Raw genomic sequence first — 24,937 nt, 5'->3', positions numbered from 1 at the left:
CGTTTTCAGATCAGGGCGGTTGTCGACATAGGACGGCTATTTTCCCGGAAAGGTCAGTCGGCGGCCTCGGCCAGCATCTTGCTCGCGACGGCGCCGACTTTGCGCACCGCCTCTTCAATCTGCGGCGTAGGTTTGGCAGCGTAGTTCATGCGCAGGCAATTCCTGTACTTGCCGGACGCGGAAAAGATACTGCCCACGGCGATTTGTACGCCTTGTTCCACCAACACCCGGTTGAGCTTGAGGGTGTCGAAACCTTCCGGCAGCTCGATCCACAGCATGAAGCTGCCTTGAGGTCGGCTGGCGCGGGTGCCGGCGGGGAAATAACGGCTGACCCAGTCGAGCATCATGTCGCGATTACGTTGGTATTGAGTACGCATCCGCCGCAAATGCGGTTCGAAATGGCCGCCCTTGAGAAATTCGGCGATGGCGATCTGCGGCTGGGTCGCAGTGGAGCCGGTGCTGATGTATTTCATGTGCAACACCCGCTCCAGGTAGCGGCCCGGCGCGACCCAGCCAATCCGCAGGCCTGGCGCCAGGGTTTTCGAGAACGAGCTGCAGAGCAACACGCGGCCATCTTCGTCGAAGGATTTGATGGTGCGCGGGCGCGGGTAGCTGTAGGCCAGTTCGCCATATACATCGTCTTCGATGATCGCCACGTCAAAGCGCTGGGCCAGGGTCAACAGCGCCCGCTTGCGTGCCTCCGGCATGATGTAGCCCAAAGGATTGTTGCAGTTTGGGGTCAGTTGAATGACTTTGATCGGCCACTGTTCCAGCGCCAGTTCCAGGGCTTCGAGGCTGATGCCGGTGAGCGGGTCCGTGGGGATTTCCAGGGCTTTCATGCCCAGGCCCTTGAGGGTCTGCATGGCGCCGTGGAAGCTCGGCGAGTCCACCGCAACGATATCCCCCGGCTCGCAGATGGAGCGGATGCTGGCAGACAGCGCCTCATGGCAGCCGGTGGTGATCACGATGTCTTCGGCGGTCAACTGGCAGCCGGAATCCAATGACAGTCGGGCGATTTGTTCGCGCAACTCCATACAGCCGAGGATATTGTCGTAATACAGCCCCGGCAGGTCCTGGCGCCGGCTGACGCGGGCCAGGCTGCGCAGCAGCGGCTTGAGGGTGGGCGACAACACATCCGGCATGCCGCGGCCCAGCTGTACGACATCTTTGCGCGGTACCGCGCGGATCAACTCGAGCACTTGGTCCCACTGGGAAATTTCCACCGGGCGCTGGGCCGGGCGGCCGACTTCGGGCAAGGCCGGCAGCTCACGGCCGACGGGCACGAAGTAACCGGACTTGGGCTTCGGCATCGCCAGACCGTTGTCTTCCAGCATGCGATACGCTTGCTGCACGGTGCTCAAACTGACCCCGTGCTCGACACTCAAGGCCCTTACGGAAGGCAGCCGGTCACCGGGGCGGTAGAAGCCCTGTTCGATGCGGGTGCCCAACAATTCGGCGAGGTTGACGTAAAGGGTCACGGTGATCACTCCCAGGGGACCAGTACAGATTCTGGGAAAATACAGGATTCAGCCACTCGTGGGCAGTATCTGTATGGATTTAATAAAAATTGGTTGAATCTGTAATGGTTTTGTCCACTCGCTCATTCTAGTCACTCATGGCAACCAGCAAATGAGGACGACAAAATGAACGGCATGAGCGATGTGCGGCTGACGTTACACGGCCAGGAACTCGAAGCGGGGCAGGCGCGGGCGATGTCGGCCCCGACCCGCAACCGCTGGAGCCTGTTCTGGCACCGTCGCCACACGCGCAAGGTGCTGCTGGAGCTGACTGCCGAGCAACTGCGGGATATCGGGTTGACCGCCGAGCAGGCGCGCCAGGAAGGCTTGAAGCCGTTCTGGCGCAGTTGAGTCACACCAGTTCTTTCAACCGGTGCCAGAGCATCCCCAGCGCCAACAGCGGCGAGCGCAAGTGCTTGCCGCCGGGGAAGGTGATGTGCGGCACCTGGGCGAACAGATCGAAACGTCCCTGCTGCTGGCCGCTGATGGCTTCGCCCAGCAGCTTGCCCGCCAGGTGTGTCGCGTTGAGGCCATGACCGGCGTAGGCCTGGGCGTAATACACGTTGGGTTGATCTGCCAATCGGCCGATCTGCGGCAAGCGGTTGGCACCGATGCCGATCATGCCGCCCCATTGATAGTCGATCTTCACGTCGGCCAGTTGGGGGAACACCTGCACCATCTTCGGCCGCATGTAGGCGCCGATGTCCTTGGGGTCGCGCCCGGAATAGTGGCAGGCGCCGCCGAACAGCAGACGACGGTCGGCAGACAGTCGGAAGTAGTCCACCGTCACCCGCTGATCACACACCGCCATGTTTTGCGGCAGCAATTGGGCCGCCTGGGCGGCGCTTAACGGCTCGGTGGCGATGATATAGCTGCCGGCCGGCAGCACTTTGCCGCTCAGCAGTGGGTTGAGCCCCTTCAGATAGGCGTTGCAGGCCAGTACCAGGGTCTTGGCGCGCACATTGCCGCGGGCGGTGTGTACGTTGACCTCGGGGCCGTAGTCGATGCGCGTCACTTCGGAGTGTTCGAACAGTTGCACGCCGAGTTTTTGGGCGGCAGCTGCCTCGCCGAGGGCCAGGTTCAGCGGGTGCAGATGGCCCGAGCCCATGTCGATCATGCCGCCCACGTAGCGCTCGGAACCGATCACACTGCCCATTTCGCTGGCTTGCAGCAGGCGTACTTCGTGGCGATAGCCCAGGCTGCGCAATTCTTCGGCGTCTTCGGCGAGGCCGAGCAGGTCGCGGGGTTTGTTGGCCAGGTCGCAGTAGCCCCAGGTCAGGTCGCAGGCGATCTGGAAACGCTCGACGCGTTCGCGCACGATTTCTACCGCCTCCAGGCCCATCAGTTTCATCTGGCGCACGCCGTCGGTGCCGATCACGTTGGTGAATTGCTCCAGGCCATGGCCAACGCCGCGGATCAACTGGCCGCCATTGCGTCCGCTGGCGCCCCAGGCGATCTTGCGCGCTTCCAGCAGCACCACGCTGAACCCGCGTTCGGCCAGTTCCAGCGCGGTGTTGAGCCCGGAAAAACCGCCGCCGATCACGCACACGTCGGCCACTGTTTCGCCGGCCAACGCCGGATAGTCGGGTTGCGGCAGGCTGCTGGCGGCGTAGTAGGAAGCGGTGTGCCGGGCGCTGGCAGTCATGGGAACATCCCCGTTTGGAAAATTTGACGCAGGATACAGCGGTCGGACGAAGCTGTCTCACCGCGGGGTTTTGCGGCAGAATCCACGCCTATTCGCCGTTCGGTACGTGTTTCGATGAGTTGCAACAGTCAGAAAATCAGCGCATTGCGCCGACAGATTCCCTCGTTCGAGTGCGTCCCCGGTTGCCACGATTGCTGTGGGCCGGTGACGACTTCCCCCGAGGAAATGTCGCGCCTGCCGCGTAAGACCGCTGCCGAACAGGAAGCCGCCATGGACGAGTTGAACTGCGTACACCTGGGGCCCAATGGCTGCACGGTGTATGACGAGCGCCCGCTGATCTGTAGGCTTTTCGGCACCACAAAGACCTTGCCGTGCCCCAATGGACGGCGGCCGGTGGAGCTGATTCACCCGCGGGTGGAGAAGCAGATCCACGAATACATGGCGAGTACCCGGCAGGTGCTGGTCTAAATGTGGGAGTAAGCAAGCCCCCTCCCACATTGACCCGGTTGTGTCAGTCAGTCGGGGATGGGCAGATTGAGGCTCTCTTTCACCTCTTCCATCACGATATAGCTCTTGGACTCCCGCACATGGGGCAGTTTGAGCAGGATGTCGCCGAGCAGTTTGCGGTACGAGGCCATCTCGGAGATCCGCGCTTTCACCAGGTAGTCGAAGTCCCCCGAGACCAAGTGGCACTCCAGCACATGGGGCAATTTCAGCACGGCGCGGCGGAATTCTTCAAAGGTGTCGCCGGATTTGTAGTCGAGGCTGATCTCGACAAATACCAGCAAACTCGCCTTCAAATGCTGGGGGTTGAGGCGTGCGTTGTAGCCCATGATGATCCCTTCACGCTCAAGGCGGCGCACGCGCTCGGTGCAGGGGGTGGTCGACAGTCCGACCTTTTCCCCCAGCTCCGTGAACGAAATGCGCCCGTCGGCTTGTAGGATGCGCAAGATGTTCCGGTCGATCTTGTCCAGCTCCCGTTTGGTCTGGGTGTTGGTACGCATAGGGGATACGCCTCTGTGAAAAGGGTTGTTGCCAAGAATTGTCGCCAAATATAGGCATTTATATAGTGAAATGCACTGGTGATTGCTTTTTATACTGCTCACATCATTGCTCGAACAACACACGTCGGCGGTCAAGCCGCGATGAGGATATAAAAATGCGCGTTCTGGTCTTGGGTAGCGGCGTCATTGGTGTGACCAGTGCCTACTATTTGGCGCGAGCCGGTTTTGAGGTGGTCGTGGTCGACCGCCAGCCAGCCGCGGCCATGGAAACCAGTTTCGCCAACGCCGGCCAGGTCTCTCCAGGCTACGCCTCGCCATGGGCCGCGCCGGGTGTGCCGCTCAAGGCCATCAAGTGGCTGCTGCAACGCCACGCGCCGCTGGCGATCAAGGCCACCGCCGATATCAACCAATACCTGTGGATGGCGCAGATGCTGCGCAACTGCACCGCCAGCCGGTATGCGGTGAACAAGGAGCGCATGGTCCGCCTGTCCGAGTACAGCCGCGATTGCCTCGACGAACTGCGCGCTGAAACCGGCATTGCCTACGAAGGCCGCAGCCTCGGTACGACCCAACTGTTCCGCACCCAGGCGCAGCTCGATGGCGCTGCCAAAGATATCGCCGTGTTGAAAGAGTCCGGCGTGCCGTTCGAATTGCTTGACCGTGCCGGCATCGCCCGCGTCGAACCGGCCCTGGCCAGTGTCACCGACATCCTCGCCGGTGCCCTGCGCCTGCCGAACGACCAGACCGGCGACTGCCAGATGTTCACCACGCGCCTGGCCGACATGTGCAAGCAGTTGGGCGTGGAGTTCCGTTTCGAACAGGACATCCAGCGCCTCGACCACGCCGGTGATCGCATCAACGGTGTGTGGATCGACGGCAAGCTGGAAACCGCCGACCGCTACGTCCTGGCCCTCGGCAGTTATTCGCCGCAGTTGCTCAAGCCGCTGGGGATCAAGGCGCCGGTGTACCCGCTCAAGGGCTACTCGCTGACCGTGCCGATCACCAACCCGGCGATGGCGCCGACGTCGACCATTCTCGACGAGACCTACAAGGTCGCGATCACCCGTTTCGACAACCGCATCCGTGTCGGCGGCATGGCTGAAATCGCCGGTTTTGACCTGTCGCTGAACCCTCGTCGGCGTGAAACCCTGGAGATGATCGTCAACGACCTTTATCCTCAGGGCGGCAATCTGACCGAAGCAATCTTTTGGACCGGCCTGCGTCCGACCACACCGGACGGTACGCCGATTGTCGGCGCCACCCCGTTCAAGAATCTGTTCCTGAACACCGGCCACGGCACCCTCGGTTGGACCATGGCGTGCGGCTCCGGTCGTTTGCTGGCTGACCTGATGGCCAAGAAAACGCCGCAGATCAGTGCCGAAGGCCTCGATATTTCCCGTTATGGCAACCACCAGGAGTCTGCAAAACATGTCAATCCAGCGCCAGCTCACCAATGAGCGCATGAGCCAGATCGTTGCCCACGGCGGCACCGTGTACCTGGCAGGGCAAGTCGGCGACGACCTGAGTGCCGGGATTGAACAACAGACCCGTGAAACCCTGGCCAATATCGAGCGTTTGCTGGACTTGGCCGGCACCGACAAAAGCAAGCTGCTGTCGGTGACGATCTACCTCAAAGACATCGACGCCGACTTCGCCGGCATGAACGCGGTGTGGGACGCATGGCTGCCCAAAGGCGTCGCCCCGGCCCGCGCCACGGTTGAAGCGAAACTGTGCGAGCCGCAAATCCTGGTGGAGCTGTCCGTCGTGGCCGCCCTGCCTTAAGCAACGATCCCTCTCCCGGTACCGATGCGGTTGGTCGGTGCCGGTTTTTTTTCACTCTGCCGCCTAGAAGCCTGCCGCCATGCGTCCTGCCCGTGCCCTGATCGACCTCCAAGCCCTGCGCCACAATTACCAATTGGCCCGTGAAGTCACGGGGGCCAAGGCCCTCGCTGTGATCAAGGCCGATGCCTACGGCCATGGCGCGGTGCGCGTGGCCCAGGCGCTGGAAGCCGAGGCCGATGGTTTTGCCGTGGCCTGTATCGAGGAAGCACTGGAGCTGCGGGCTGCCGGTATCCGCGCGCCGGTATTGCTGCTGGAAGGGTTTTTCGAAGCCGACGAGCTGCCGCTGATCGTCGAGCATGATTTCTGGTGCGTGGTGCATTCGCTGTGGCAACTGGAGGCCATCGAGCAGGCGGCCTTGCGCAAGCCCCTCACCGTGTGGCTCAAACTGGACTCGGGCATGCACCGCGTCGGCCTGCACCCCAAGGACTACCACGAGGCGTACCAGCGCCTGCTCGCCAGCGGTAAGGCGGCGAAGATCGTATTGATGAGCCACTTCGCTCGCGCCGATGAGCTCGATTGCGTGCGCAGCAATGAACAAGTGGCGGTGTTCGAAGCGGCGCGCCAGGGGCTGTCGGCCGAGGTCAGCCTGCGCAATTCGCCGGCGGTGATGGGCTGGCCGAAGGTGCCCAGCGACTGGGTACGCCCCGGCATCATGTTGTACGGCACGACGCCGTTTGGTGAAGACCAGGCCACCGCCGCGCGCTTGCAGCCGGTAATGACCCTGGAATCGAAAGTCATCTGCGTGCGCGAACTGCCGGCCGGCGAGCCGGTGGGCTACGGTGCCAAATTCATCACGCCGAAACCGATGCGGGTCGGCGTGGTTGCCATGGGCTATGCCGACGGTTATCCACGTCACGCCCCCACCGGCACGCCGGTGCTGGTGGCGGGGCAGCGCAGCCAATTGCTCGGCCGGGTGTCCATGGACATGCTGTGCGTCGACCTCACCGACGTGCCCCAGGCCGGCCTCGGTTCCACCGTGGAGCTGTGGGGCAAGAACATCCTCGCCAGTGACGTCGCGGCCGCCGCCGAGACCATCCCCTACCAGATCTTCTGCAACCTGCGCCGCGTGCCAAGGCTCTATTCCGGGGCTTGATCGGCCTCTACGAACGGTGCAGGGGAGGATTTAGGCCCAAGTGTTGTAAATACTGAACGCTGTCGCCATGATAACGCTCAATTACAACAAAGCCTGAATCCTAGGAGGCTCCCGCATTGGACGTCGGCGAACGACTGCAATCCATCCGTAAACTGAAGGGTCTTTCCCAGCGCGAGCTCGCCAAGCGTGCGGGTGTCACCAACAGCACCATTTCGATGATCGAAAAAAACAGTGTCAGCCCTTCCATCAGTTCCTTGCGCAAGGTGCTGGGCGGCATTCCCATGTCGATGGTCGAGTTCTTTTCCGAGGAAATCCTCCAGGAAATACCGACCCAGGTAGTCTATAAAGCCAACGAGCTGATTGATATCTCCGACGGCGCCGTCACCATGAAACTGGTGGGTCGCGCACATCCGAGCCGGGCGATCACGTTTCTCAACGAAATTTACCCGCCTGGCGCCGATACTGGCGAAGAAATGCTCACCCACGAAGGCGAAGAAACCGGGATTCTGGTGGAAGGTCGCCTGGAATTGGTCGTCGGTCTTGAAACTTTTGTGCTCGAAGCTGGCGATAGCTACTACTTTGAAAGCACCAAGCCCCATCGTTTTCGTAATCCGTTCGATGTGCCGGCGCGACTAATCAGCGCAGCCACGCCCGCGAACTTTTGACAGAAGAGGCGTCCTGCCAGCATTGCAGAGACTCCCGCAGCGTATTCCGTGAGACTGAATCTCCCTTTGCTTAATAGGGTTGTTTCAGCCAGACGGGCTAACCGTTATACTTTCGCCGCCTGCGAAACCGTGGCCGCAGGCGTGAATAGCCACCATTGAGGGTGAACGCGTGAACCTAATTATGAAAATGCTGGCTGCACCAGCAACCGTACTGGCCCTATGGGCTGTCAGCGCTCAAGCTGCGACCAATGATGACATTGCCAAGCGCTTGGAGCCTGTTGGCCAAGTGTGTGTGCAGGGGCAGGAGTGCAAGGGGATGGAAGTCGCCGCAACAGCGGGCGGCGGCGGCGGTGCGAAAACACCGGATGAGATCATTGCCAAGCACTGCAATGCATGCCACGGAACCGGCCTGTTGGGTGCTCCGAAAATCGGCGACACCGCCGCCTGGAAAGACCGCGCCGACCACCAGGGCGGCCTCGACGGCATCCTGGCCAAGGCGATCACGGGTATCAATGCCATGCCGCCAAAAGGCACCTGTGCTGATTGCACGGATGCTGATCTGAAAGGTGCGATCAAGAAGATGTCCGGGTTGTAATCCAGCGATCTTCGTCAAAAATGCCGCTTACGAGCGGCTTTTTTGTGCCTGCGATCGGGGGTTGAGGCTGTTCTTTGCAACCAAGACGGGCCACTCTCTATCCAACCCCTAATCATCAAATGTTCAGGAGGGTCGGATGGTGCAGTTATGTTCAATCGAGCAAGCCGTTGACGACGTACTCGCGCGCTTGCCAGCGCATATCCACATGGGCCTGCCCCTGGGCCTGGGCAAGCCCAATCTGTTCGTCAACGCGCTGTACCGACGTATCGCCAAGCTGCCGGAGCGGGCGCTGACGATCTATACCGCCTTGAGCCTGGGTCGCCCGGCGTTGGGCGATGGCTTGCAGAAGCGCTTCCTGGAACCGTTTACCGAGCGGGTGTTTGGCGATTATCCCGAGCTGGATTATCTCGCCGATCTGCACAAGGACAGCCTGCCGGCGAATATCCACGTCCAGCAATTTTTCATGCAGCCCGGCAGCCTGCTTCATAGCCAATCCGCGCAACAGGACTACGTCAGCAGCAACTACAGCCATGCCGCGCGCGATATCTACGCCGCCGGCCTGAACCTGGTGGCGCAGTTGGTGGCCAGCAGCGCCGAGCACCCCGACCGGCTGAGCCTGAGCTGCAACCCCGATGTCACCCTCGACCTGCTGCCGATGATCGCCAAGCGTCGCGCCGCTGGGGAAACCGTGCTGATGGTCGGCCAGGTCCACACCGATTTGCCCTACATGCCCGGGGATTCGGAGTTGGGCATGGATGCGTTCGACTACCTGCTCGATGAAAAGGACAGCAGCACGCTGTTCTCCACACCGAATATGCCGGTGGGTTTCCAGGACCATTTTATCGGCCTGCATGCCAGCACCCTGGTGCGCGATGGCGGCACCTTGCAGATCGGTATCGGTTCGATGGGCGATGCGCTGACCGCCGCCTTGCTTGCGCGCCAGGCCGATAACGAAGCCTATCGGCTGCTGCTGACCGACCTCGATGTGTACCGCTGGGCGGCGCTGATCAGCCGTGAAGGGGGCGTCGAGCCGTTTGCCAAAGGCCTTTATGGTTGCAGCGAAATGTTCGTCAACGGCCTGCTGGTGCTGGCGGATGCGGGGATTGTGCGGCGCAAGGTCTACCCGGATGTGGCGACGCAGGAACAGGCAAATGCCGGCCTGCTCGATGATGCGGCCCAGCCCGACGGCATTTCGATCCATGGCGGTTTTTTCGTTGGCCCGCGTAGTTTTTACCAACGCTTGCAGGACATGACCCTCGCCAAGCGTCAGGCGTTCAACATGACGCGCATCAGCTACATCAACGAGCTGTACGGGCAGGAAGAACTCAAGCGTTTGCAGCGTCTGGATGCGCGGTTCATCAACAGCGCGATCGTGGTGACCTTGCTCGGCGCCGGGGTTGCCGACCAACTGGAAGGTGGCCACGTGCTCAGTGGCGTGGGCGGGCAGTACAATTTTGTTGCCCAGGCCCACGCGCTGGAAGGCGCGCGCGCGATCCTGATGTTGCGCAGCTGGCGCGAGGCGGCGGGGGAGGTCAGTTCCAATATCGTGTGGGAGTACGGCCATTGCACGATCCCACGGCACCTGCGGGACATTGTCATCACCGAATACGGAATTGCCGACTTGCGCGGTCAGACCGATGCCAAGGTAATTGAGGCGTTGCTCAACATCACCGACTCCAGGTTCCAGGGCGACTTGATCGAGCAGGCGCAAGAGGCCGGCAAGCTACCCCGGGATTTCCAGCTGGACCCGCGCTTTACCGACAACACTCCGCAGCGGCTCCAGAGCCTTCAGGCCCGGCATCGCCGGTTGTTTCCGGAGTATCCGCTGGGCACCGACTTCACGGATGTCGAACGGGACCTGTTGCGGGGGTTGAACTGGCTCAAGAGCAAATTCAAGCTGAGCGAGATTTTCGACCTGGGCAAGGCGGCGCTGGATGCACCGGAGCCGGAGGCGTTTCCCGAGCATCTGAAGCGGATGGGGTTGGACCAGCCGGAAGGGCTCAAAGAGGACGTGTATCAGCGGCTGTTGCTCGCCGGCCTCCAGGCCACCGCGCACTAAATGTAGGAGGGGGCTTGCCCCCGATAGCGGTGTATCAGTCACACAAATGTGTTGGCTGAGCCACTGCTATCGGGGGCAAGTCGAATCGTCGCACCGCCCCTCCCACATGTTTAACCGGGTTCCGTCAGCGATTACTCGATGAAGGTGACGACACCACCGCTCAGCGACTTCACGCGCGCCAGCGATTCAACCCGATAACCCTGCGCATCCAGCTCGGCACGCCCGCCCTGGAACGACTTCTCGATCACGATCCCCAGGCCGGCAACGGTGGCACCGGCCTGCTTGATGATCGAGATCAGCGCCTGGGACGCCTTCCCGTTGGCCAGGAAGTCATCGATGATCAGCACGCGGTCGCTGCTGGTCAGGTGGCGCGGCGAGATCGCTACGGTGCTTTCGACTTTCTTGGTGAAGGAATACACCGTTGCCGACAGCAGGTTTTCGGTCAGGGTCAGGGACTGTTGCTTACGGGCGAAGATCACCGGCACGCCGAGGTTCAGGCCGGTCATGATCGCCGGGGCGATCCCCGAGGCTTCGATGGTGACGATCTTGGTGATCCCCGAATCCTTGAACAGCGCGGCGAATTCGTCGCCGATCAGTTTCATCAGTGCCGGGTCGATCTGATGGTTCAGAAAGGCGTCGACTTTGAGTACCTGATCGGAAAGCACGACGCCTTCTTCGCGAATTTTCTTGTGCAGTGCTTCCACGGAACGCTTCCTCTAATGGCGCACGGTGCGCCGAAAGTAGATTAAAAAATAGTCGATTCTAGCGCTTTAACATCGCGCGAATATCCGCCAGGGCGGTGTTGCCGCGAACGGCCTTGACCTCGGTCGGGGTGTCATCGTTGCCTTCCCAGGCCAGGTCGTCCGGCGGCAGTTCGTCGAGGAACCGGCTGGGGGCGCAATCGATGATTTCGCCGTATTGCTTGCGCTTGGCGGCAAAGGTGAAGGCCAATGTCTGGCGCGCGCGGGTAATGCCCACGTAGGCCAGGCGCCGTTCTTCCTCGATGGTGTCGGCTTCGATGCTGGAGCGGTGCGGGAGGATTTCCTCTTCCATGCCCATGATGAACACGTAGGGAAATTCCAGGCCCTTGGACGCATGCAAGGTCATCATCTGTACACCTTCGGCGCCGTCTTCCTCTTCTTGCTGGCGCTCGAGCATGTCGCGCAGCACCAGCTTGCCGATGGCGTCTTCGACGGTCATTTCGCCGTCTTCGTCTTTTTCCAGGGTGTTCTTCAACGCTTCGATCAGGAACCAGACGTTGCCCATGCGGTAGTCCGCGGCCTTGTCGCTGGAGCTGTTGGTGCGCAGCCAGTTTTCATAGTCGATGTCCATGACCATGCTGCGCAGGGCGCTGATCGGGTCTTCGCCGGCGCATTGCTCGCGCACTTTGTCCATGAAGCGCTTGAAGCGCGACAGGCGATCGGTGAAGCGCGTGTCCAGGTGTTCGCCCAGGCCGATTTCGTCGGTGGCGGCGTACATCGAGATCTTGCGTTCGGTGGCGTAGTTGCCGAGTTTTTCCAGGGTGGTCGAACCGATTTCCCGACGCGGTACGTTGATCACGCGCAGGAAGGCGTTGTCGTCGTCCGGGTTGACGATCAGGCGGAAGTAGGCCATCAGGTCTTTGACTTCCTGGCGTCCGAAAAAGCTGTTGCCGCCGGACAGACGATACGGCACCTGATGGTGCTGCAGTTTCAGCTCGATCAGCTTGGCCTGGTAGTTGCCGCGATAGAGGATCGCGAAGTCGCTGTAGGGCCGGTCGGTGCGCAAGTGCAGGCTGAGGATTTCCACGGCCACGCGCTCGGCTTCGGCGTCTTCGTTGCGGCAGCGGATCACGCGGATCTCGTCGCCATGGCCCATCTCGCTCCACAGTTGTTTTTCAAACTCGTGGGGGTTGTTCGAGATCAGCACGTTGGCGCAGCGCAGGATGCGGCTGGTGGAGCGGTAGTTCTGTTCCAGCATCACCACTTTCAGGGACGGATAGTCGTCCTTGAGCAGCATCAGGTTTTCCGGGCGGGCGCCGCGCCAGGCGTAGATCGACTGGTCATCGTCGCCCACCACGGTGAACTGGTTGCGCTTGCCGATCAGCAACTTCACCAGCAGGTATTGGCTGGCGTTGGTGTCCTGGTATTCGTCCACCAGCAGGTAACGTACCTTGTTCTGCCACTTCTCGAGGATGTCGGCGTGTTCCTGGAACAGCTTCACCGGCAGCAGGATCAGGTCGTCGAAGTCCACCGCGTTGAACGCCTTGAGCGTGCGCTGGTAGTGGGTGTAGACGATGGCGGCGGTCTGTTCCTTGGGGTTGCGCGCGTTTTCCAGGGCTTCGGGCGGCAGGACCAGGTCGTTTTTCCAGGCGCCGATCATGTTCTTGATCTCGTCGACGCCGTCGTCGCCCGCGTATTCCTTCTGCATGATGTCGGTCATCAGGGCTTTGACGTCGGTCTCGTCGAAGATCGAGAAACCCGGCTTGTAGCCCAGCCGCACATGCTCCTTGCGGATGATGTTCAGCCCCAGGTTGTGGAACGTACACACCGTGAGGCCGCGGCCTTCGCCACCCTTGAGTAGGGTGCCGACCCGCTCTTTCATTTCCCGCGCCGCCTTGTTGGTAAAGGTCATGGCGACGATGTACTGGGCGCGGATGCCGCAGTTCTGGATCAGGTGCGCGATCTTGCGGGTGATCACGCTGGTCTTGCCGGAGCCAGCACCGGCGAGCACCAATAGAGGGCCGCCGACGTAGTTCACGGCTTCTTGCTGCCGGGGATTGAGTCGGGACATACAGAGTTCAGGGAGTCGTTGTTCAAAAGGGCGGGCATTTTAACAGGCTGGTGAGATTCTGCTGCCTTGGATCGACGGTGTGACGTACCACTCGATCTAAATTTGCCGCTTTTGCTACTTTGCCGCAGGATGTGGGGGTATTTGCGACTTTTGTGCGTACTGCTCGTATTTGATAACTTTTATCATTTGTGAATGCTCGACCTGACGTCATAATACTTGCCGCCAACGAAATCTTGCAGAGTCTAGGGAGCTAGCTTGTCCACGCCTGTCGAACCCTTGCGTTTGCTGCTACTGGCCGATACGCCTGAGTGGGCAGCATTGTTGCGCGAGTGCCTGGTGCCGATGGGCGACGGGGCTGTGCTGATCAGCGCGCCCAACTGGGACTCGGTGAGTCGTCTGTTCGATGACGACCACAGCGCCGTGCTGTTGACCACGCCCAACCTGCAACCCGGCCCGGGCCGTTGCAGCTTGCCGTGCGTGTTGTTGCTGGAACAGGAGCCGTTGGTGGCGCCCCTGGGAGTCAGTGACTGGCTGATCCGTCTTGCCATGGACGCCGACACCCTGCGCCGCTGCCTGCGCCATGTGCGCGAACGTGGCGTGCTGGAAAACACCTTGCAGCGCCTGGCCGAACAAGACCCGCTGACCGGTATCGCCAACCGCCAGGGCTTCCAGACCCTGTTGGCCGCACGCCTGGCAGACAACGAAGGGCGCGGCCTGGCCCTGGGCCACCTGGACCTCGACAACTTCCGCCACGCCAACGATGCCCTCGGCCACCAGGCCGGCGACCGGCTGATCCTGCAAGTGGTTTCGCGGCTCAAGAGCCAGCTCGAAGCCGGCGACCAACTGGCGCGCCTGGGCAGCGATGAGTTTGCCTTGCTGATCGACACCCGCCGCGCGCCCCAGCGTGCCGAATGGATGGCCGAGCGCATCACCGAAGCCATGGCCGAACCGTATTGGGTGGATGGCGAGAGCCTGCTGATCGGTTGCAGCCTGGGCGTCGCGCATGCCCGCGCGCGTGCCGGCGCCGACCCGTTGATGTGGCATGCCCATATCGCCATGCAGCAAGCCAAAAGCACCCAGGGCTGCACCTTTCATATCTTCAACGAACGTATCAACCGCAACGCCCGCAGCCTGGCCGACCTGGAAAGCGAATTGCGCCGCGCGCTGCGTCGCGACGAACTGGAACTGCACTACCAGCCGCGCCTCGACCTGGACGACGGCCATATCGTCGGCCTCGAAGCCCTGGTGCGCTGGCGCCATGGCGAGCGCGGCCTGTTGCCGCCCAGCGAATTCGTGCCGCTGGCCGAACAGAGTGGGTTGATCGTACCGCTGGGTTACTGGGTGATCTCCCGGGCCCTGCGCGACATGCAGGACCTGCGCGAACGCGGCCTGCCGCCGCTGCATATGGCGGTCAACCTGTCGTTCCGCCAGTTCCAGGACAGCCAACTGCTCTCAACCCTCAGCCGGCTGATTGTCGAGCGCGGGGTGGATGCGCAATGGCTGGAATTCGAGCTGACCGAAACCGCCGTGATGCGCCGCAGTGACCTGGTCAAGCAGACCATGGACGCCCTCGGTCGCCTCGGTGTGCGCTTTTCCCTCGACGACTTCGGCACCGGCTTCTCATCGTTCGTCCACCTCAACAGCCTGCCGATTGCCTTGTTGAAGATCGACAAGAGTTTCGTCGGCGGCATGGAAGAGCGTGAAGAAAACCGCAAGCTGGTCCACGCCATGATCAACCTGGCCCACAACCTCAACCTGGAAGTGGTGGCCGAAGGCGTGGAAACCGCGGAACAACTGGCGCTGTTACGTTTGTTCGGTTGCGACCAGGCCCAGGGTTACCTGATCAGCAAACCGCTGCCATTGCCGGAGTTGGTGGACTACCTGACGTTCGGCAAGGACCAGCAGGCTTTGTTGGGCTAGCTCATCCTTTTCTTGCCAACCCGCCCCCACATTTCAACCGCGCAAGACTTCTAGTCGGTCTGCGCGGCATGGAATGAGCGTTGAGCGTCTGGCTCCTGCCGAATCATGCGCTTCATCTTCGCCTCGAACGCACAGGTCAGGCTGATCGCCGCACAGGCCAGGCCCAGCGCCAGGCCCCACCACACCCCGGTCGGCCCCCAGCCCAGGGTGAAGGCCATCCACCAGGCCGCTGGCGCACCGATTAGCCAATAGCAACCCAGGCCCACCAGGAAGGTGGTCTTGGCGTCCTTGAGCCCACGGATGCAGCCCATGGCGATGGTCTGCACGCCGTCGAACAGCTCGAACCAGGCCGCCACGGCCAGCAGGCTGACGGCGAGCACGATCACCTCGTGGAATGCTGGGTCGTTATGGTCGAGGAACAGCCCGACCAGCGGATCGGAATACAGCCACAGCACCGCGGCAAATCCCAACATCACCGCCGCGCCAAAGCCGATGCCGACACGCCCCGCCATGCGCGCCTGCAGCAGTTGCCCGGCGCCATAGTGCTGGCCGATACGCATGGTCACCGCGTAGGACATTCCCGCCGGCACCATGAACGCCACCGAGACGATTTGCAGCGCGATCTGATGCGCCGCCAATTGCGTACTGCCCATGGTGCCCATGCACAGCGCGGCGAAGGCAAACAACCCGACTTCCACCGCGTAGGTGCCGCCAATCGGCAGGCCCAGCCGCCACAGCTCGCGCAAGTAGTGGGTGTTCAGACGCAACAGGCCTGCGCTCAGCGGGTAGGCTGAGTACGCGCGGTTGCTGCGGATGTACGCCATCAGTGCCAGCGCCATGCCATTGGCGACGATGGCCGTGACCAGGCCGATGCCCATCAAGCCGAGTTTCGGCAGGCCGAACATGCCCTCGATCAGCGCGTGGTTGAGCAGGTAGTTGACCACTGTGCCGCCGAGACTGATCACCATCACCGGTGTGGCTTTGCCGATCGCGCTGGTGAAGCCGCGCAGGGCCATGAAACTCAGGTAGCCGGGCAGGGCGAACGGCAGGATCGTAAGGAATTGCCCCGCCGCGTCCACGTTGGTCTCGGTCTGGCCGAACATCAGCAGCACCGGCTTGAGGTTCCACAGCAGCAGCGCCGCCGCCAAGGCCATCAGCCAGGCGAGCCACAGCCCGGCCTGGGTCAGGCGGGTGGCGCCGTCGATATCGCCCGCGCCGTGGCGGATGGCGACAAGGGTGCCCACGGCAGCAATCACGCCGATGCAGAAAATCGCCACGAACGAGTAGCTCGCCGCGCCCAGGCCACCGCCGGCCAGGGCCTCGGGGCTCAGGCGGGCCATCATCAGGGTGTCGGTCAGCACCATCAGCATGTGCGCCAACTGTGAGGCAATCAACGGCCCTGACAGCCGCAGAATGGCCCAGAGTTCGGTACGTGCCGGATGTTGCATGATCATCACGCTCAAATTTTCGGAGGAGGGGGAGAACGTCGATTCTCGGCGCTCTCAGCTCATTGCACAAAGGGATAAAAGCGATTGGTCGCATGATTAAAACTCATGCCTGATTGATTCTGGTAGGGTTTCAGCATCGTGCTGTCGGAGCTTTCCTTATGTCTCGTCGTCTTCCTCCGCTTTATGCGCTACGGGCTTTTGAGGCCGCTTCCCGACACAACTCGTTCACCCGTGCGGCGCAGGAGCTGTCCATCACCCAAAGTGCGGTGAGCCGGCATATCCGCACCCTCGAAGAGCATTTCGCCTGCCGCCTGTTCCTGCGCAGCGGGCGCAACCTGCAGCTCACCGAGGCCGCACGCTTGTTGCTGCCCGGGGTGCGCGAGGGCTTTGCCGCGCTGGAACGGGCCTGTCATACCTTGAACGCCGAAGATGACATCTTGCGCATGAAGGCACCCTCGACCCTGACCATGCGCTGGCTGTTGGCGCGGCTCAGCCGTTTCCGGCATTTGCAGCCGGGCAACGAAGTGCAGCTCACCAGCGCGTGGATGAGCGTGGATGAAGTCGACTTCAACCAGGAGCCTTTTGACTGCGCGGTGTTGTTGAGCGACGGGCACTTTCCGGCGGATTGGGAAGCCAGTTACCTGTTCCCGGAACTGTTGATTCCAGTCGGCGCACCCAATTTGTTGAGCGACGGCCCATGGGACGTCAATCGCCTGGCCAGCGCCGAGTTGCTGCACCCCACCCCCGACCGCCGCGACTGGCGTAACTGGTTGGAGCGTATGGGGCTGTCCGCCCAGGTGTCGCTCAAGGGCGGGCAGGTGTTCGATACCCTGGAGCTGGGCATGATCGCCGCCGCCCGGGGTTACGGCGTGTCCATGGGCGATCTGCTGATGGTCGCCGAAGACGTGGCCCAGGGGCGCTTGAGCCTGCCGTGGCCGACCGCCGTCGCCAGTGGGGAAAATTATTACCTGGTGTGGCCGAAAACCCGCCCGGGCGGCGAGCGTCTGCGCCGGCTGGCGGAGTTTCTGCAGGGCGAAGTGCAGGCCATGGTGTTGCCTGTCGTCGAGCGTCTCGATTGAATCGCTTCAGCGTGAGAGAGCAATCGTTTGCGTGATACCCCTGCACTTCGCTCAAGTATTGCCCGGCGCCGCCGAAGTAGGGGTGTTGGAACTATCGTGCACCAACGAATCTCACTAGATAATTTGCCGAGCAACGCTATGAGATCAGGATGATCCAGGCCTCGGCCAGGAGCTGTCATGTCTCAACCTCGTGCTCGGATCGCCTCCCAGCTAGGCCTCGCGTTAGCCGTGATTCTGGCTGTCGTCATCAGCGGCAGTACGGTTTTTGCCTTGCGTTCCCTCGACTCCGCCAACCTCGATACCCGGGAAGAACATCTGGCCAGCGAGGCGCGGCTGCTTGCCGATCAACTCAGTACCTTCCACGGCACCTTGCGCGAGAGCACCCAGCGCTTGAGCGGGCTGTTTGAAAAACGCTTCGGCGCCGGCTTGAGCGTGCAGGCGGATCAGCCGGTCGCCGTGGCCGGCGTGCAGACCCCGAGCCTGTACCTGGGCAAGGCGCTGCTGAACAACAACTTCGGTGACGTCGACGAGTTCAAGCAGATATCCGGCGGCGTGGCCACGGTGTTCGTGCGCAGCGGCGACGACTTTATCCGCATCAGCACGTCCTTGACCAAGCAGGACGGCAGCCGTGCCATCGGCACAGTGCTGGATCGCCAGGGGCCGGCCTACTCGCGGGTGGTCGGTGGGCAGACGTACATCGGCCGCGCCGTGCTGTTCGATCGCTCCTACATGACCCAGTACAGCCCGGTGCGCGACGCCAGCGGCAAAGTCATCGCGGTGCTGTTCATCGGCTTCGACTACACCGATGAGCAGAATGCCCAGTTCGACAACCTCAAGCGCTTCCGCATCGGCCAGACCGGTTCGCTGGCGCTGCTGGATGAACAGAAACACTGGCTGGTACCGCCGGCCGGGGTGCAGGCGCCGGACCAGGCTGTGCCGGTGATGCTGGACCTGGCCAAGGCGCCCGGCAAGGGCCGCTTCTGGAGCGACAAGCAGGAAGATTTCTACAGCGTCTCGGTGCCGTTTGCCGGGGGGCCCTGGTCGGTGGTGGCGAGCATGCCGAAAGCCGAGATCCGCGCGGTCACGTGGTCGGTGGGCATTCGCCTGGTGATCGGCAGCATGCTGGCGATGCTGCTGGCGGTGGGCGCAACGGTGTGGTTGTTGCGCAGCAAACTGGCGCCGTTGAGCGACTTGGTACGCCAGGCCGAAGCCTTGGGCGGCGGTGATTTGAGCGCGCGCCTGAACGTGTCGAGCCATGACGAGATCGGCCAACTGGCGCGCAGCTTCAACCAGATGGGGGAAGCGCTGTCGACCATGGTGTCGCACATCCGCAGGGCCGCCGAAGAGGTCAACGGCCGGGCGCAGGCGTTGTCCGGTTTGTCCGGCGGTGCCTATGAAGGCATGGAGCAGCAGTCCGGCGAAATCACCAGCATGGCCGGCGCGGTGGAGGAATTCAGCGCCACTTCGCTGAACATCGCCGACAACATGGGCAACACCGAACGCCTGGCCCAGGAAAACGCCCAGCAGACCCGCATCGGCCGCAACTCGATGCAGGAGGCGTCGTCGTCCCTGGAACACATCGCCACCGCCCTGAACAGCACGGCCACGGTGATCAACACCTTGGGCCAGCGTTCCCAGGAAATCGGCGGCATTGTCGGCGTGATCACTTCGATCGCCGAACAGACCAACCTGCTGGCGCTCAATGCCGCCATCGAAGCCGCCCGCGCTGGCGAGCAGGGCCGTGGGTTTGCGGTGGTCGCCGACGAAGTGCGCAACCTGGCCTCGCGCACCCGCCAGGCCACCGATGAGATTTCCGGGATGATCCAAAGCATCCAGCAGGAAACCGGTAACGCCATCAGCACCATGGAACAGGGCAATGCGCTGATGCAGGAAGGCCTGTCACGCAACGCCGACGTGGCGTCGGCCCTGGCACGCATCGATGAGCAGAGCCGCTCGGCCGGGCAGCAATTCGCCGCGATCACCACCGCCACCCAGGAGCAGAGCAGCACGGCGACGTTGCTGAGCAGCAACCTGCAGAGCATTGCGCTGGCCAACAGCGAGCAACGCGAAGTGGTGTCGAACCTGGCGATTACCGCCAAGGAGCTGGAGACGCTGGCGGCAGGCTTGCGCCAAGAGGTCGATCGGTTTCGTTGAAGGCGCGCCTGGAGCGGCTAGCGCGTCTTGAGCGCGTTAGCCAGGCGCTGCATGGCGGTTTCGATTTCATGGGCGGTCAAGGACGAGTAGCCCAATAACCATCCCTGTTGCGTGGCCGCACCGGCATACAACCGGCTGAGGCCGGACAGTTGCACACCCGCGCTGGCGGCCTGGCGGATGGTTTTTTCTTCCGACCACCCCTCATGCAGCACGCAAGGGATTTGCAGCCCGCCCTGGGGCCGGCATGCCGTGACCACATCGCCGAGGTACTTGCCAATGGCGTCGAGCATGATGGCTTGGCGCCCGGCGTAGAGTTTGCGCATCGCCCGGACATGGGCGTTGTAATGCCCGTCCTCCATGAAGCGCGCCAGCGTCAGTTGCAGGATTTGCGGAGTGTGGCCGTCCATCATGCTGCGCGCATAGGTGAAGGCCTTGACCAGTTCAGGGGGCAGCACCATGTAGCCCATGCGCAGGCCGGGGAACAGGGTCTTGCTGAAGGTGCCGAGGTACAGCGTGCGCTGGTACTTGTCCAGGCCCTGCACGCAGGCCGTGGGTTTGCCTTCGTAGTGGAACTCGCTGTCGTAGTCATCTTCGATGACCCATTTGCCTTTTTCCGCGGCCCAGTTGATCAACTCCAGACGCCGCTCCAGGGTCAGCGTGGCGCCGGTCGGGTATTGATGAGACGGCGTGACATACACGCAGTGGGCGCCGCTGCGGTCGGCGTGCAGCAGGTCGGTGCGGATGCCCGCCGCATCGACATCGATGGGCACGACCTTGGCCTCGGCGGTTTCGAAGGCCTTCCTGGCGCCGTAGTAGCCCGGGTTTTCCAGCAGGATCGGTTTGCCGACGTCCACCAGCAGTTGCGCACACAGAAACAGCGCCTGGCGCGTACTGCTCAGCACCAGGACCTGGTCGGGCGAGCACTTCGCCCCACGCTCAAGGTTCAAGTACGTCGCGATGGCTTTGCGTAACGACTCGGCCCCTTGCGGGTCACCGTGCAACAGCACGCTGCTGCGATAGTCCTTCATCACCTGGCGCTGCAGGCGCTCCCACACATCGGTCGGGAACGAGCGGGTTTCGGGCAGGCCCGTGGCGAATGCCTTGATCACCTGTTGATCGTTCACGCCGCCGCTGTCGAGGATCATCCGCCCGCGCAGGCTCAAGCCGGCGCCCGGTGCGGCCTGGCTGGTTTTGACGGCCTGCGCCTTGATGCGGCGGCGCGAGGCACCGCGCAATTCGGTGCCGATGGCCTCGCACACGTAACTGCCGGAGCCCTCGCGCCGCACGATAAAACCATCGCGGTGCAACTGCACGTAGGCGTTCTCCACCGTGTCGCGCGCGACCCCCAACGACGTGGCCAACACCCGCGTCGCCGGCAGCTTCAGGCCCGGCGAGAGTGCGCCGTCGAGGATCAAGGCGCGCAGCGCGCGTTGAATGCGCTGGTGCAGGCCCAACCGCTGGAATTGCGCGTCGTTGAGGCGCATCTGCAGGGTTTCCAGCTCGAAGGATTTCGCCATGCGGTCTGCCTCGTCCTGAAGAATTGGCCGGTAATAGCAGGCCAGTCTATCCGTAGACTTTCACCTGTGCCACTGCCTTCACGCCGGCCAATGACCCATCACGCGAGGCTCAACCCCTCGTCTGGCAAGGAGCAAAGTCCCTATGTCTTCGTCAATATCGCCGTCGCCGCTGCGCCCGCGCGACCTGTTGCACCCCATCGTGGCCGGGCTGATTTCAGTCATCGTCAATTATGGCGGTACATTCATTCTGGTGTTCCAGGCGGCCAAGGTGGCCGGGCTCAGCCCCGAGCTGACGGCTTCGTGGGTCTGGTCGGTATCGATCGGCGTGGGGGTGACCGGGCTGTTTCTCAGTTGGGTGAGCCGTGAGCCGATCATCACCGCCTGGTCGACCCCCGCTGCGGCGTTTCTGGTGGTCGCGCTGTCTGCCACGCCTTACGCAGAGGCGGTCGGTGCGTACATGGTTTCAGCCGCTGCGTTTGTGCTGCTGGGGCTGTCCGGCTGTTTCGAAAAAGTCATCCGGCTGATTCCGCCGGGCATCGCGGCGGCCATGCTGGCGGGGATTCTGCTGCAGTTCGGCATCGGCGCGTTTGGTGGCATGAGCCTCGACCCGGTGCTGGTCGGCGTGTTGATCGCCGCTTACGTCGGGCTCAAGCGCTTTACTGCGCGCTACGCGGTCGTCGGCATTCTGCTGCTGGGCTTGGGATTCCTGCTGGTGCAGGGGCGGGTGGACTTGTCGGGCCTGTCCCTGCAACTGGCGGCGCCGGTATTCACCCGGCCCGAGTTTTCGCTCAATGCGTTGCTCAGTGTGGCGCTGCCGCTGTTTCTGATCACCCTCACGGGCCAGTACATGCCGGGCATGCTGGTGTTGCGCAACGATGGTTTCAAGACCAGCGCCAACCCGATCCTGACGGTGACCGGGTTGGGGTCGCTGCTGATGGCGCCGTTCGGCTCGCACGCGTTCAACGTCGCGGCCATCACGGCGGCCATCTGCACGGGCAAGGAAGCCTCGGAGGACGCGTCCAAGCGCTGGGTCGCCGGGGTTGCCGCTGGGGTGTTCTACATCCTCGTCGGGGTGTTCGGGGTAACGCTGGCCGCCGTATTCATGGCGTTCCCGCCGGCATTCATCACCACGCTGGCCGGCTTGGCCCTGCTGGGCACCATCGGCGCCAGCCTGGCCAGCGCGATGGCGGACGTCAGGTCGCGTGAAGCCGCGCTGATCACCTTTCTGGCGTGCGCCGCCAACATCAACCTGCTCGGGATCGGCGGCGCGTTTTGGGGGTTGTTGATCGGGTTGGCGGCGTATGCGTTGCTCAACGGCCGCTTGCCACGTCGCCGTGCGCCGGCTTCCGAGGCGGTGGCGGCGGCCAAGGGAGCGGCCCAATGATGCGCGCCGAACCGCCAGCCAGCGCCACCCTGCATGCGCGTCACGGGCGTTACCCGCAGGCCACCAGCGTGGAGGACTTCCGGCGCAATCTGGCGGCCGTACAGCAACGTATCGCCAGTGCCTGTGGGCGGGTCGGACGCGACCCGGCGAGCGTGCGCTTGTTGCCGGTCAGCAAAACCTTTGACGAGGCGCACCTGCGCCTGGCGTATGCGGCGGGCTGTCGGCTGCTGGGTGAGAACAAGGTGCAGGAAGCCCAGCGCAAATGGCAGGCCATGAGCGATCTGGCCGATCTGCAGTGGTCGGTGATTGGCCACCTGCAAACCAACAAAGCCAAGCAGGTCGCGCGCTTTGCCAGTGAGTTCCAGGCGCTGGACAGCCTGCGAGTGGCCGAGGCGCTGGATCGTCGCCTGCAGATCGAAGGGCGCCAACTGGATGTGTTCGTGCAGGTGAATACCTCCGGGGAAGCCAGCAAATACGGCCTGGAGCCGCACGCCGTCGCGGGTTTTCTGCAGGCCCTGCCAGCGTTCCCGGCCTTGCGCGTTCGCGGGCTGATGACGCTGGCGCTGTTTTCGGCCGATGTGGCCCGCGTGCGCCCGTGCTTTGTGCGGCTGCGCGAACTGCGCGAGCGCCTGCGCGATCACGCCCCGGCGGGCGTCAGCCTGGAGGAATTGTCGATGGGCATGTCCGGGGATTTCGAGATCGCCATCGAGGAAGGCGCGACCGTTGTCCGCGTCGGCCAGGCCATCTTCGGCGCCCGCGCCATGCCGGATGACTACTACTGGCCGAGCGCCGATCAACCGTCAACGACCTGACTTTTTCAGCAAGGACCTGTTCATCATGTACGACTCAACATTGACACTTGAAAGCTTCGACCCGCAGCTGTGTGAGGCGATTCATAACGAGGAGCGCCGTCAGGAAGACCATGTCGAGCTGATCGCTTCCGAAAACTACGCCAGCCCGCTGGTCATGAGCCTCCAGAGCACGGTACTGACCAACAAATACGCCGAGGGCTACCCCGGCAAGCGCTACTACAGCGGCTGCGAATACGTCGATGTGGCCGAGCGCCTGGCCATCGAACGGGTCAAGGCCCTGTTCGACTGCGATTACGCCAACGTGCAGCCCCATGCGGGCGCCCAGGCAAACGCCGCGGTGTTCCTGGCCTTGATCAACCCCGGCGATACGGTGATGGGCATGAACCTGGCCCAGGGTGGGCACCTGACCCACGGCAATCCCTCCAACTTCTCGGGCCGGCATTACCACATCGTGCCTTACGGGCTCGACCCGCAGACGGGCTTGCTCGACTACGACGAGATGGAGCGCATCGCTGTGGAAACGCGGCCGAAGATGCTGATCGGCGGGTTTTCGGCCTACTCGCGGTACAAAGACTGGGCGCGCATGCGGGCGATTGCCGACAAGGTCGGTGCGATTTTCTGGGTCGACATGGCTCACGTCGCCGGCTTGGTCGCCGCTGGCGAGTACCCGGACCCGTTGCCGCACGCTCACGTGGTCACCAGCACCACGCACAAGACCTTGCGTGGCCCGCGAGGCGGGTTGATTTTGTCCAAGGGCCAGGACGCAGCGTTTTACAAAAAACTCGATTCGGCGGTGTTCCCGGGTGTTCAGGGTGGGCCGTTGATGCATCAGATTGCCGCCAAGGCGGTGGCCTTCAAGGAAGCCTTGAGGCCCGAGTTCAAAACCTACCAGGCCCAGGTCGTGGTCAATGCCCGGGCCATGGCGGCCGTGTTGCAGCGGCGCGGTTACAGGATTGTCTCGGGTGGCACCGATAACCACATGATGTTGATCGACCTGTCCGACCGGCCTTACACCGGCAAAGACGCCGATGCGGCCTTGAGCAACGCCGGCATCACCGCCAACAAGAATTCGGTGCCCAACGATCCGCGCTCCCCCTTTGTCACCTCGGGGCTGCGCATCGGCACGCCGGCCGTCACCACCCGCGGTTTCGGCGTGTTCGAGTGCGAGCAACTGGCCGCTTGGCTGTGCGATGTCCTGGACGCCCTGCAACGTGGGGAAAGCGATAGCGTTGCGCTGCAGGTGCGTGAACAGGTGATTGCGCTGTGCCGCCGACACCCGGTTTATCGCTGACTTTTCCCTTCTAAACGTTGGCGCTGTCGACCTGACTGGAGGCTGAGGGGCGGTATTGCAGGGCTTCGGCGATGTGGCTGCGGCGGATGCTGTCTGTGTGTTCCAGATCCGCCAGCGCGGCTGGCAATGCACCTTTCACT

22 protein-coding genes are annotated in these 24,937 nt (G+C 62.5%); 14 read left to right on the top strand and 8 right to left on the bottom strand.

Features of this window, described 5'->3' with window-relative positions; genetic code table 11:
- Positions 1–53: 53 nt before the first annotated feature.
- Entirely contained in the window at positions 54–1,478 is a 1,425-nt protein-coding gene (locus JN756_RS31205) for an aminotransferase-like domain-containing protein (protein ID WP_046385149.1), read from the bottom strand.
- Positions 1,479–1,643: 165 nt separating this feature from the next.
- On the opposite strand from JN756_RS31205, the gene JN756_RS31200 reads away from it, so the two are divergent.
- Positions 1,644–1,868: a DUF1127 domain-containing protein gene (locus JN756_RS31200; protein ID WP_017846042.1), complete on the top strand. Its 225-nt coding sequence runs from the start codon at positions 1,644–1,646 to the stop codon at positions 1,866–1,868.
- Between the two features lies 1 nt (position 1,869).
- Here the strand turns inward: JN756_RS31200 and JN756_RS31195 are convergent, their stop codons facing one another.
- A complete protein-coding gene (locus JN756_RS31195; RefSeq protein ID WP_046381651.1) occupies positions 1,870–3,162 on the bottom strand; it encodes an NAD(P)/FAD-dependent oxidoreductase in 1,293 nt (430 codons plus the stop codon).
- A 114-nt stretch (positions 3,163–3,276) separates the two neighbouring features.
- Here JN756_RS31195 and JN756_RS31190 point away from each other — a divergent pair, with 114 nt between their 5' ends.
- On the top strand, positions 3,277–3,630 hold the full coding sequence (locus tag JN756_RS31190) for a YkgJ family cysteine cluster protein (protein ID WP_017135860.1): 354 nt from the start codon (positions 3,277–3,279) through the stop codon (positions 3,628–3,630).
- Between the two features lie 47 nt (positions 3,631–3,677).
- Here JN756_RS31190 and JN756_RS31185 read toward each other — a convergent pair whose 3' ends face one another.
- Positions 3,678–4,166 carry an Lrp/AsnC ligand binding domain-containing protein gene (locus JN756_RS31185; RefSeq protein ID WP_017846039.1) on the bottom strand — a complete coding sequence of 163 codons (489 nt, stop codon included), beginning with the start codon at positions 4,164–4,166 and terminating at the stop codon, positions 3,678–3,680.
- Between the two features lie 155 nt (positions 4,167–4,321).
- Here JN756_RS31185 and dadA point away from each other — a divergent pair, with 155 nt between their 5' ends.
- From dadA to JN756_RS31155, 6 genes are all read left to right on the top strand, one after another.
- Positions 4,322–5,623, top strand: a complete 1,302-nt coding sequence (dadA, locus tag JN756_RS31180) for a D-amino acid dehydrogenase (RefSeq protein ID WP_017846038.1) — start codon at positions 4,322–4,324, stop codon at positions 5,621–5,623.
- The gene (locus JN756_RS31175) at positions 5,595–5,948 is read left to right on the top strand and encodes a RidA family protein (RefSeq protein WP_017846037.1); all 354 of its coding nucleotides are present in this window, start codon (positions 5,595–5,597) and stop codon (positions 5,946–5,948) included. Before dadA ends, JN756_RS31175 begins: the two co-directional genes overlap by 29 nt.
- Before the next feature lie 79 nt (positions 5,949–6,027).
- Positions 6,028–7,101, top strand: a complete 1,074-nt coding sequence (gene alr, locus JN756_RS31170) for an alanine racemase (protein WP_201021647.1) — start codon at positions 6,028–6,030, stop codon at positions 7,099–7,101.
- A 116-nt stretch (positions 7,102–7,217) separates the two neighbouring features.
- Positions 7,218–7,766, top strand: a complete 549-nt coding sequence (locus JN756_RS31165) for a cupin domain-containing protein (RefSeq protein WP_046381653.1) — start codon at positions 7,218–7,220, stop codon at positions 7,764–7,766.
- Between the two features lie 181 nt (positions 7,767–7,947).
- The gene (locus JN756_RS31160) at positions 7,948–8,361 is read left to right on the top strand and encodes a c-type cytochrome (protein WP_026139909.1); all 414 of its coding nucleotides are present in this window, start codon (positions 7,948–7,950) and stop codon (positions 8,359–8,361) included.
- A 136-nt stretch (positions 8,362–8,497) separates the two neighbouring features.
- Entirely contained in the window at positions 8,498–10,420 is a 1,923-nt protein-coding gene (locus JN756_RS31155; protein WP_017846033.1) for an acetyl-CoA hydrolase/transferase C-terminal domain-containing protein, read from the top strand.
- 131 nt (positions 10,421–10,551) lie between these two features.
- Here JN756_RS31155 and JN756_RS31150 read toward each other — a convergent pair whose 3' ends face one another.
- Together JN756_RS31150 and rep are read right to left on the bottom strand one after the other, a co-directional pair.
- Complete coding sequence (locus JN756_RS31150; protein WP_017846032.1) at positions 10,552–11,124, bottom strand: xanthine phosphoribosyltransferase; 573 nt, start codon at positions 11,122–11,124, stop codon at positions 10,552–10,554.
- A 58-nt stretch (positions 11,125–11,182) separates the two neighbouring features.
- Entirely contained in the window at positions 11,183–13,192 is a 2,010-nt protein-coding gene (gene rep, locus JN756_RS31145; RefSeq protein WP_046381655.1) for a DNA helicase Rep, read from the bottom strand.
- Positions 13,193–13,447: 255 nt separating this feature from the next.
- On the opposite strand from rep, the gene JN756_RS31140 reads away from it, so the two are divergent.
- Entirely contained in the window at positions 13,448–15,112 is a 1,665-nt protein-coding gene (locus JN756_RS31140; protein WP_017846030.1) for a putative bifunctional diguanylate cyclase/phosphodiesterase, read from the top strand.
- Positions 15,113–15,162: 50 nt separating this feature from the next.
- Here the strand turns inward: JN756_RS31140 and JN756_RS31135 are convergent, their stop codons facing one another.
- Positions 15,163–16,566: a NorM family multidrug efflux MATE transporter gene (locus JN756_RS31135; protein WP_017846029.1), complete on the bottom strand. Its 1,404-nt coding sequence runs from the start codon at positions 16,564–16,566 to the stop codon at positions 15,163–15,165.
- Between the two features lie 152 nt (positions 16,567–16,718).
- On the opposite strand from JN756_RS31135, the gene JN756_RS31130 reads away from it, so the two are divergent.
- Together JN756_RS31130 and JN756_RS31125 are read left to right on the top strand one after the other, a co-directional pair.
- Positions 16,719–17,639, top strand: coding sequence for a LysR substrate-binding domain-containing protein (locus tag JN756_RS31130; RefSeq protein ID WP_026139908.1), 921 nt, complete (start codon positions 16,719–16,721; stop codon positions 17,637–17,639).
- Between the two features lie 177 nt (positions 17,640–17,816).
- Complete coding sequence (locus tag JN756_RS31125) at positions 17,817–19,793, top strand: methyl-accepting chemotaxis protein (protein ID WP_046381657.1); 1,977 nt, start codon at positions 17,817–17,819, stop codon at positions 19,791–19,793.
- A 17-nt stretch (positions 19,794–19,810) separates the two neighbouring features.
- Here JN756_RS31125 and pdxR read toward each other — a convergent pair whose 3' ends face one another.
- The gene (gene pdxR / locus JN756_RS31120) at positions 19,811–21,310 is read right to left on the bottom strand and encodes a MocR-like pyridoxine biosynthesis transcription factor PdxR (RefSeq protein WP_169881729.1); all 1,500 of its coding nucleotides are present in this window, start codon (positions 21,308–21,310) and stop codon (positions 19,811–19,813) included.
- A 142-nt stretch (positions 21,311–21,452) separates the two neighbouring features.
- Here pdxR and JN756_RS31115 point away from each other — a divergent pair, with 142 nt between their 5' ends.
- From JN756_RS31115 to glyA, 3 genes are read left to right on the top strand one after another with little or no spacing between them, the layout of a single operon-like run.
- Positions 21,453–22,694 carry a benzoate/H(+) symporter BenE family transporter gene (locus JN756_RS31115; protein WP_201021646.1) on the top strand — a complete coding sequence of 414 codons (1,242 nt, stop codon included), beginning with the start codon at positions 21,453–21,455 and terminating at the stop codon, positions 22,692–22,694.
- The gene (locus tag JN756_RS31110) at positions 22,691–23,506 is read left to right on the top strand and encodes a YggS family pyridoxal phosphate-dependent enzyme (protein WP_046381660.1); all 816 of its coding nucleotides are present in this window, start codon (positions 22,691–22,693) and stop codon (positions 23,504–23,506) included. The genes JN756_RS31115 and JN756_RS31110 overlap by 4 nt, the downstream gene beginning before the upstream one ends.
- Before the next feature lie 25 nt (positions 23,507–23,531).
- Positions 23,532–24,797, top strand: coding sequence for a serine hydroxymethyltransferase (gene glyA / locus JN756_RS31105; protein ID WP_046381661.1), 1,266 nt, complete (start codon positions 23,532–23,534; stop codon positions 24,795–24,797).
- Between the two features lie 10 nt (positions 24,798–24,807).
- On the opposite strand, the gene JN756_RS32165 is transcribed toward glyA, so the two are convergent.
- Complete coding sequence (locus tag JN756_RS32165) at positions 24,808–24,936, bottom strand: hypothetical protein (protein WP_256588307.1); 129 nt, start codon at positions 24,934–24,936, stop codon at positions 24,808–24,810.
- Position 24,937 lies beyond the last annotated feature (1 nt).

The organism is Pseudomonas sp. Y39-6, from assembly GCF_023651955.1.
Classification (GTDB): Bacteria; Pseudomonadota; Gammaproteobacteria; order Pseudomonadales; family Pseudomonadaceae; genus Aquipseudomonas; species Aquipseudomonas veronii.
Note: the sequence above shows the minus strand (reverse complement) of the source record. Positions and strands in the feature narration are given on the sequence as shown.

Bases quoted from the DNA above. Each gene is read 5' to 3' on its own strand.
- JN756_RS31200 (WP_017846042.1), top strand. From the start codon at position 1,644: ATGAACGGCATGAGCGATGTGCGGCTGACGTTACACGGCCAGGAACTC.
- glyA (WP_046381661.1), top strand. From the start codon at position 23,532: ATGTACGACTCAACATTGACACTTGAAAGCTTCGACCCGCAGCTGTGT.
- JN756_RS31175 (WP_017846037.1), top strand. From the start codon at position 5,595: ATGTCAATCCAGCGCCAGCTCACCAATGAGCGCATGAGCCAGATCGTT.
- dadA (WP_017846038.1), top strand. From the start codon at position 4,322: ATGCGCGTTCTGGTCTTGGGTAGCGGCGTCATTGGTGTGACCAGTGCC.
- JN756_RS31195 (WP_046381651.1), bottom strand. From the start codon at position 3,162: ATGACTGCCAGCGCCCGGCACACCGCTTCCTACTACGCCGCCAGCAGC.
- JN756_RS31190 (WP_017135860.1), top strand. From the start codon at position 3,277: ATGAGTTGCAACAGTCAGAAAATCAGCGCATTGCGCCGACAGATTCCC.
- JN756_RS31110 (WP_046381660.1), top strand. From the start codon at position 22,691: ATGATGCGCGCCGAACCGCCAGCCAGCGCCACCCTGCATGCGCGTCAC.
- JN756_RS31130 (WP_026139908.1), top strand. From the start codon at position 16,719: ATGTCTCGTCGTCTTCCTCCGCTTTATGCGCTACGGGCTTTTGAGGCC.
- alr (WP_201021647.1), top strand. From the start codon at position 6,028: ATGCGTCCTGCCCGTGCCCTGATCGACCTCCAAGCCCTGCGCCACAAT.
- JN756_RS31155 (WP_017846033.1), top strand. From the start codon at position 8,498: ATGGTGCAGTTATGTTCAATCGAGCAAGCCGTTGACGACGTACTCGCG.
- JN756_RS31115 (WP_201021646.1), top strand. From the start codon at position 21,453: ATGTCTTCGTCAATATCGCCGTCGCCGCTGCGCCCGCGCGACCTGTTG.
- JN756_RS31125 (WP_046381657.1), top strand. From the start codon at position 17,817: ATGTCTCAACCTCGTGCTCGGATCGCCTCCCAGCTAGGCCTCGCGTTA.
- rep (WP_046381655.1), bottom strand. From the start codon at position 13,192: ATGTCCCGACTCAATCCCCGGCAGCAAGAAGCCGTGAACTACGTCGGC.
- JN756_RS31135 (WP_017846029.1), bottom strand. From the start codon at position 16,566: ATGATCATGCAACATCCGGCACGTACCGAACTCTGGGCCATTCTGCGG.
- JN756_RS31160 (WP_026139909.1), top strand. From the start codon at position 7,948: ATGAAAATGCTGGCTGCACCAGCAACCGTACTGGCCCTATGGGCTGTC.
- JN756_RS31185 (WP_017846039.1), bottom strand. From the start codon at position 4,166: ATGCGTACCAACACCCAGACCAAACGGGAGCTGGACAAGATCGACCGG.
- pdxR (WP_169881729.1), bottom strand. From the start codon at position 21,310: ATGGCGAAATCCTTCGAGCTGGAAACCCTGCAGATGCGCCTCAACGAC.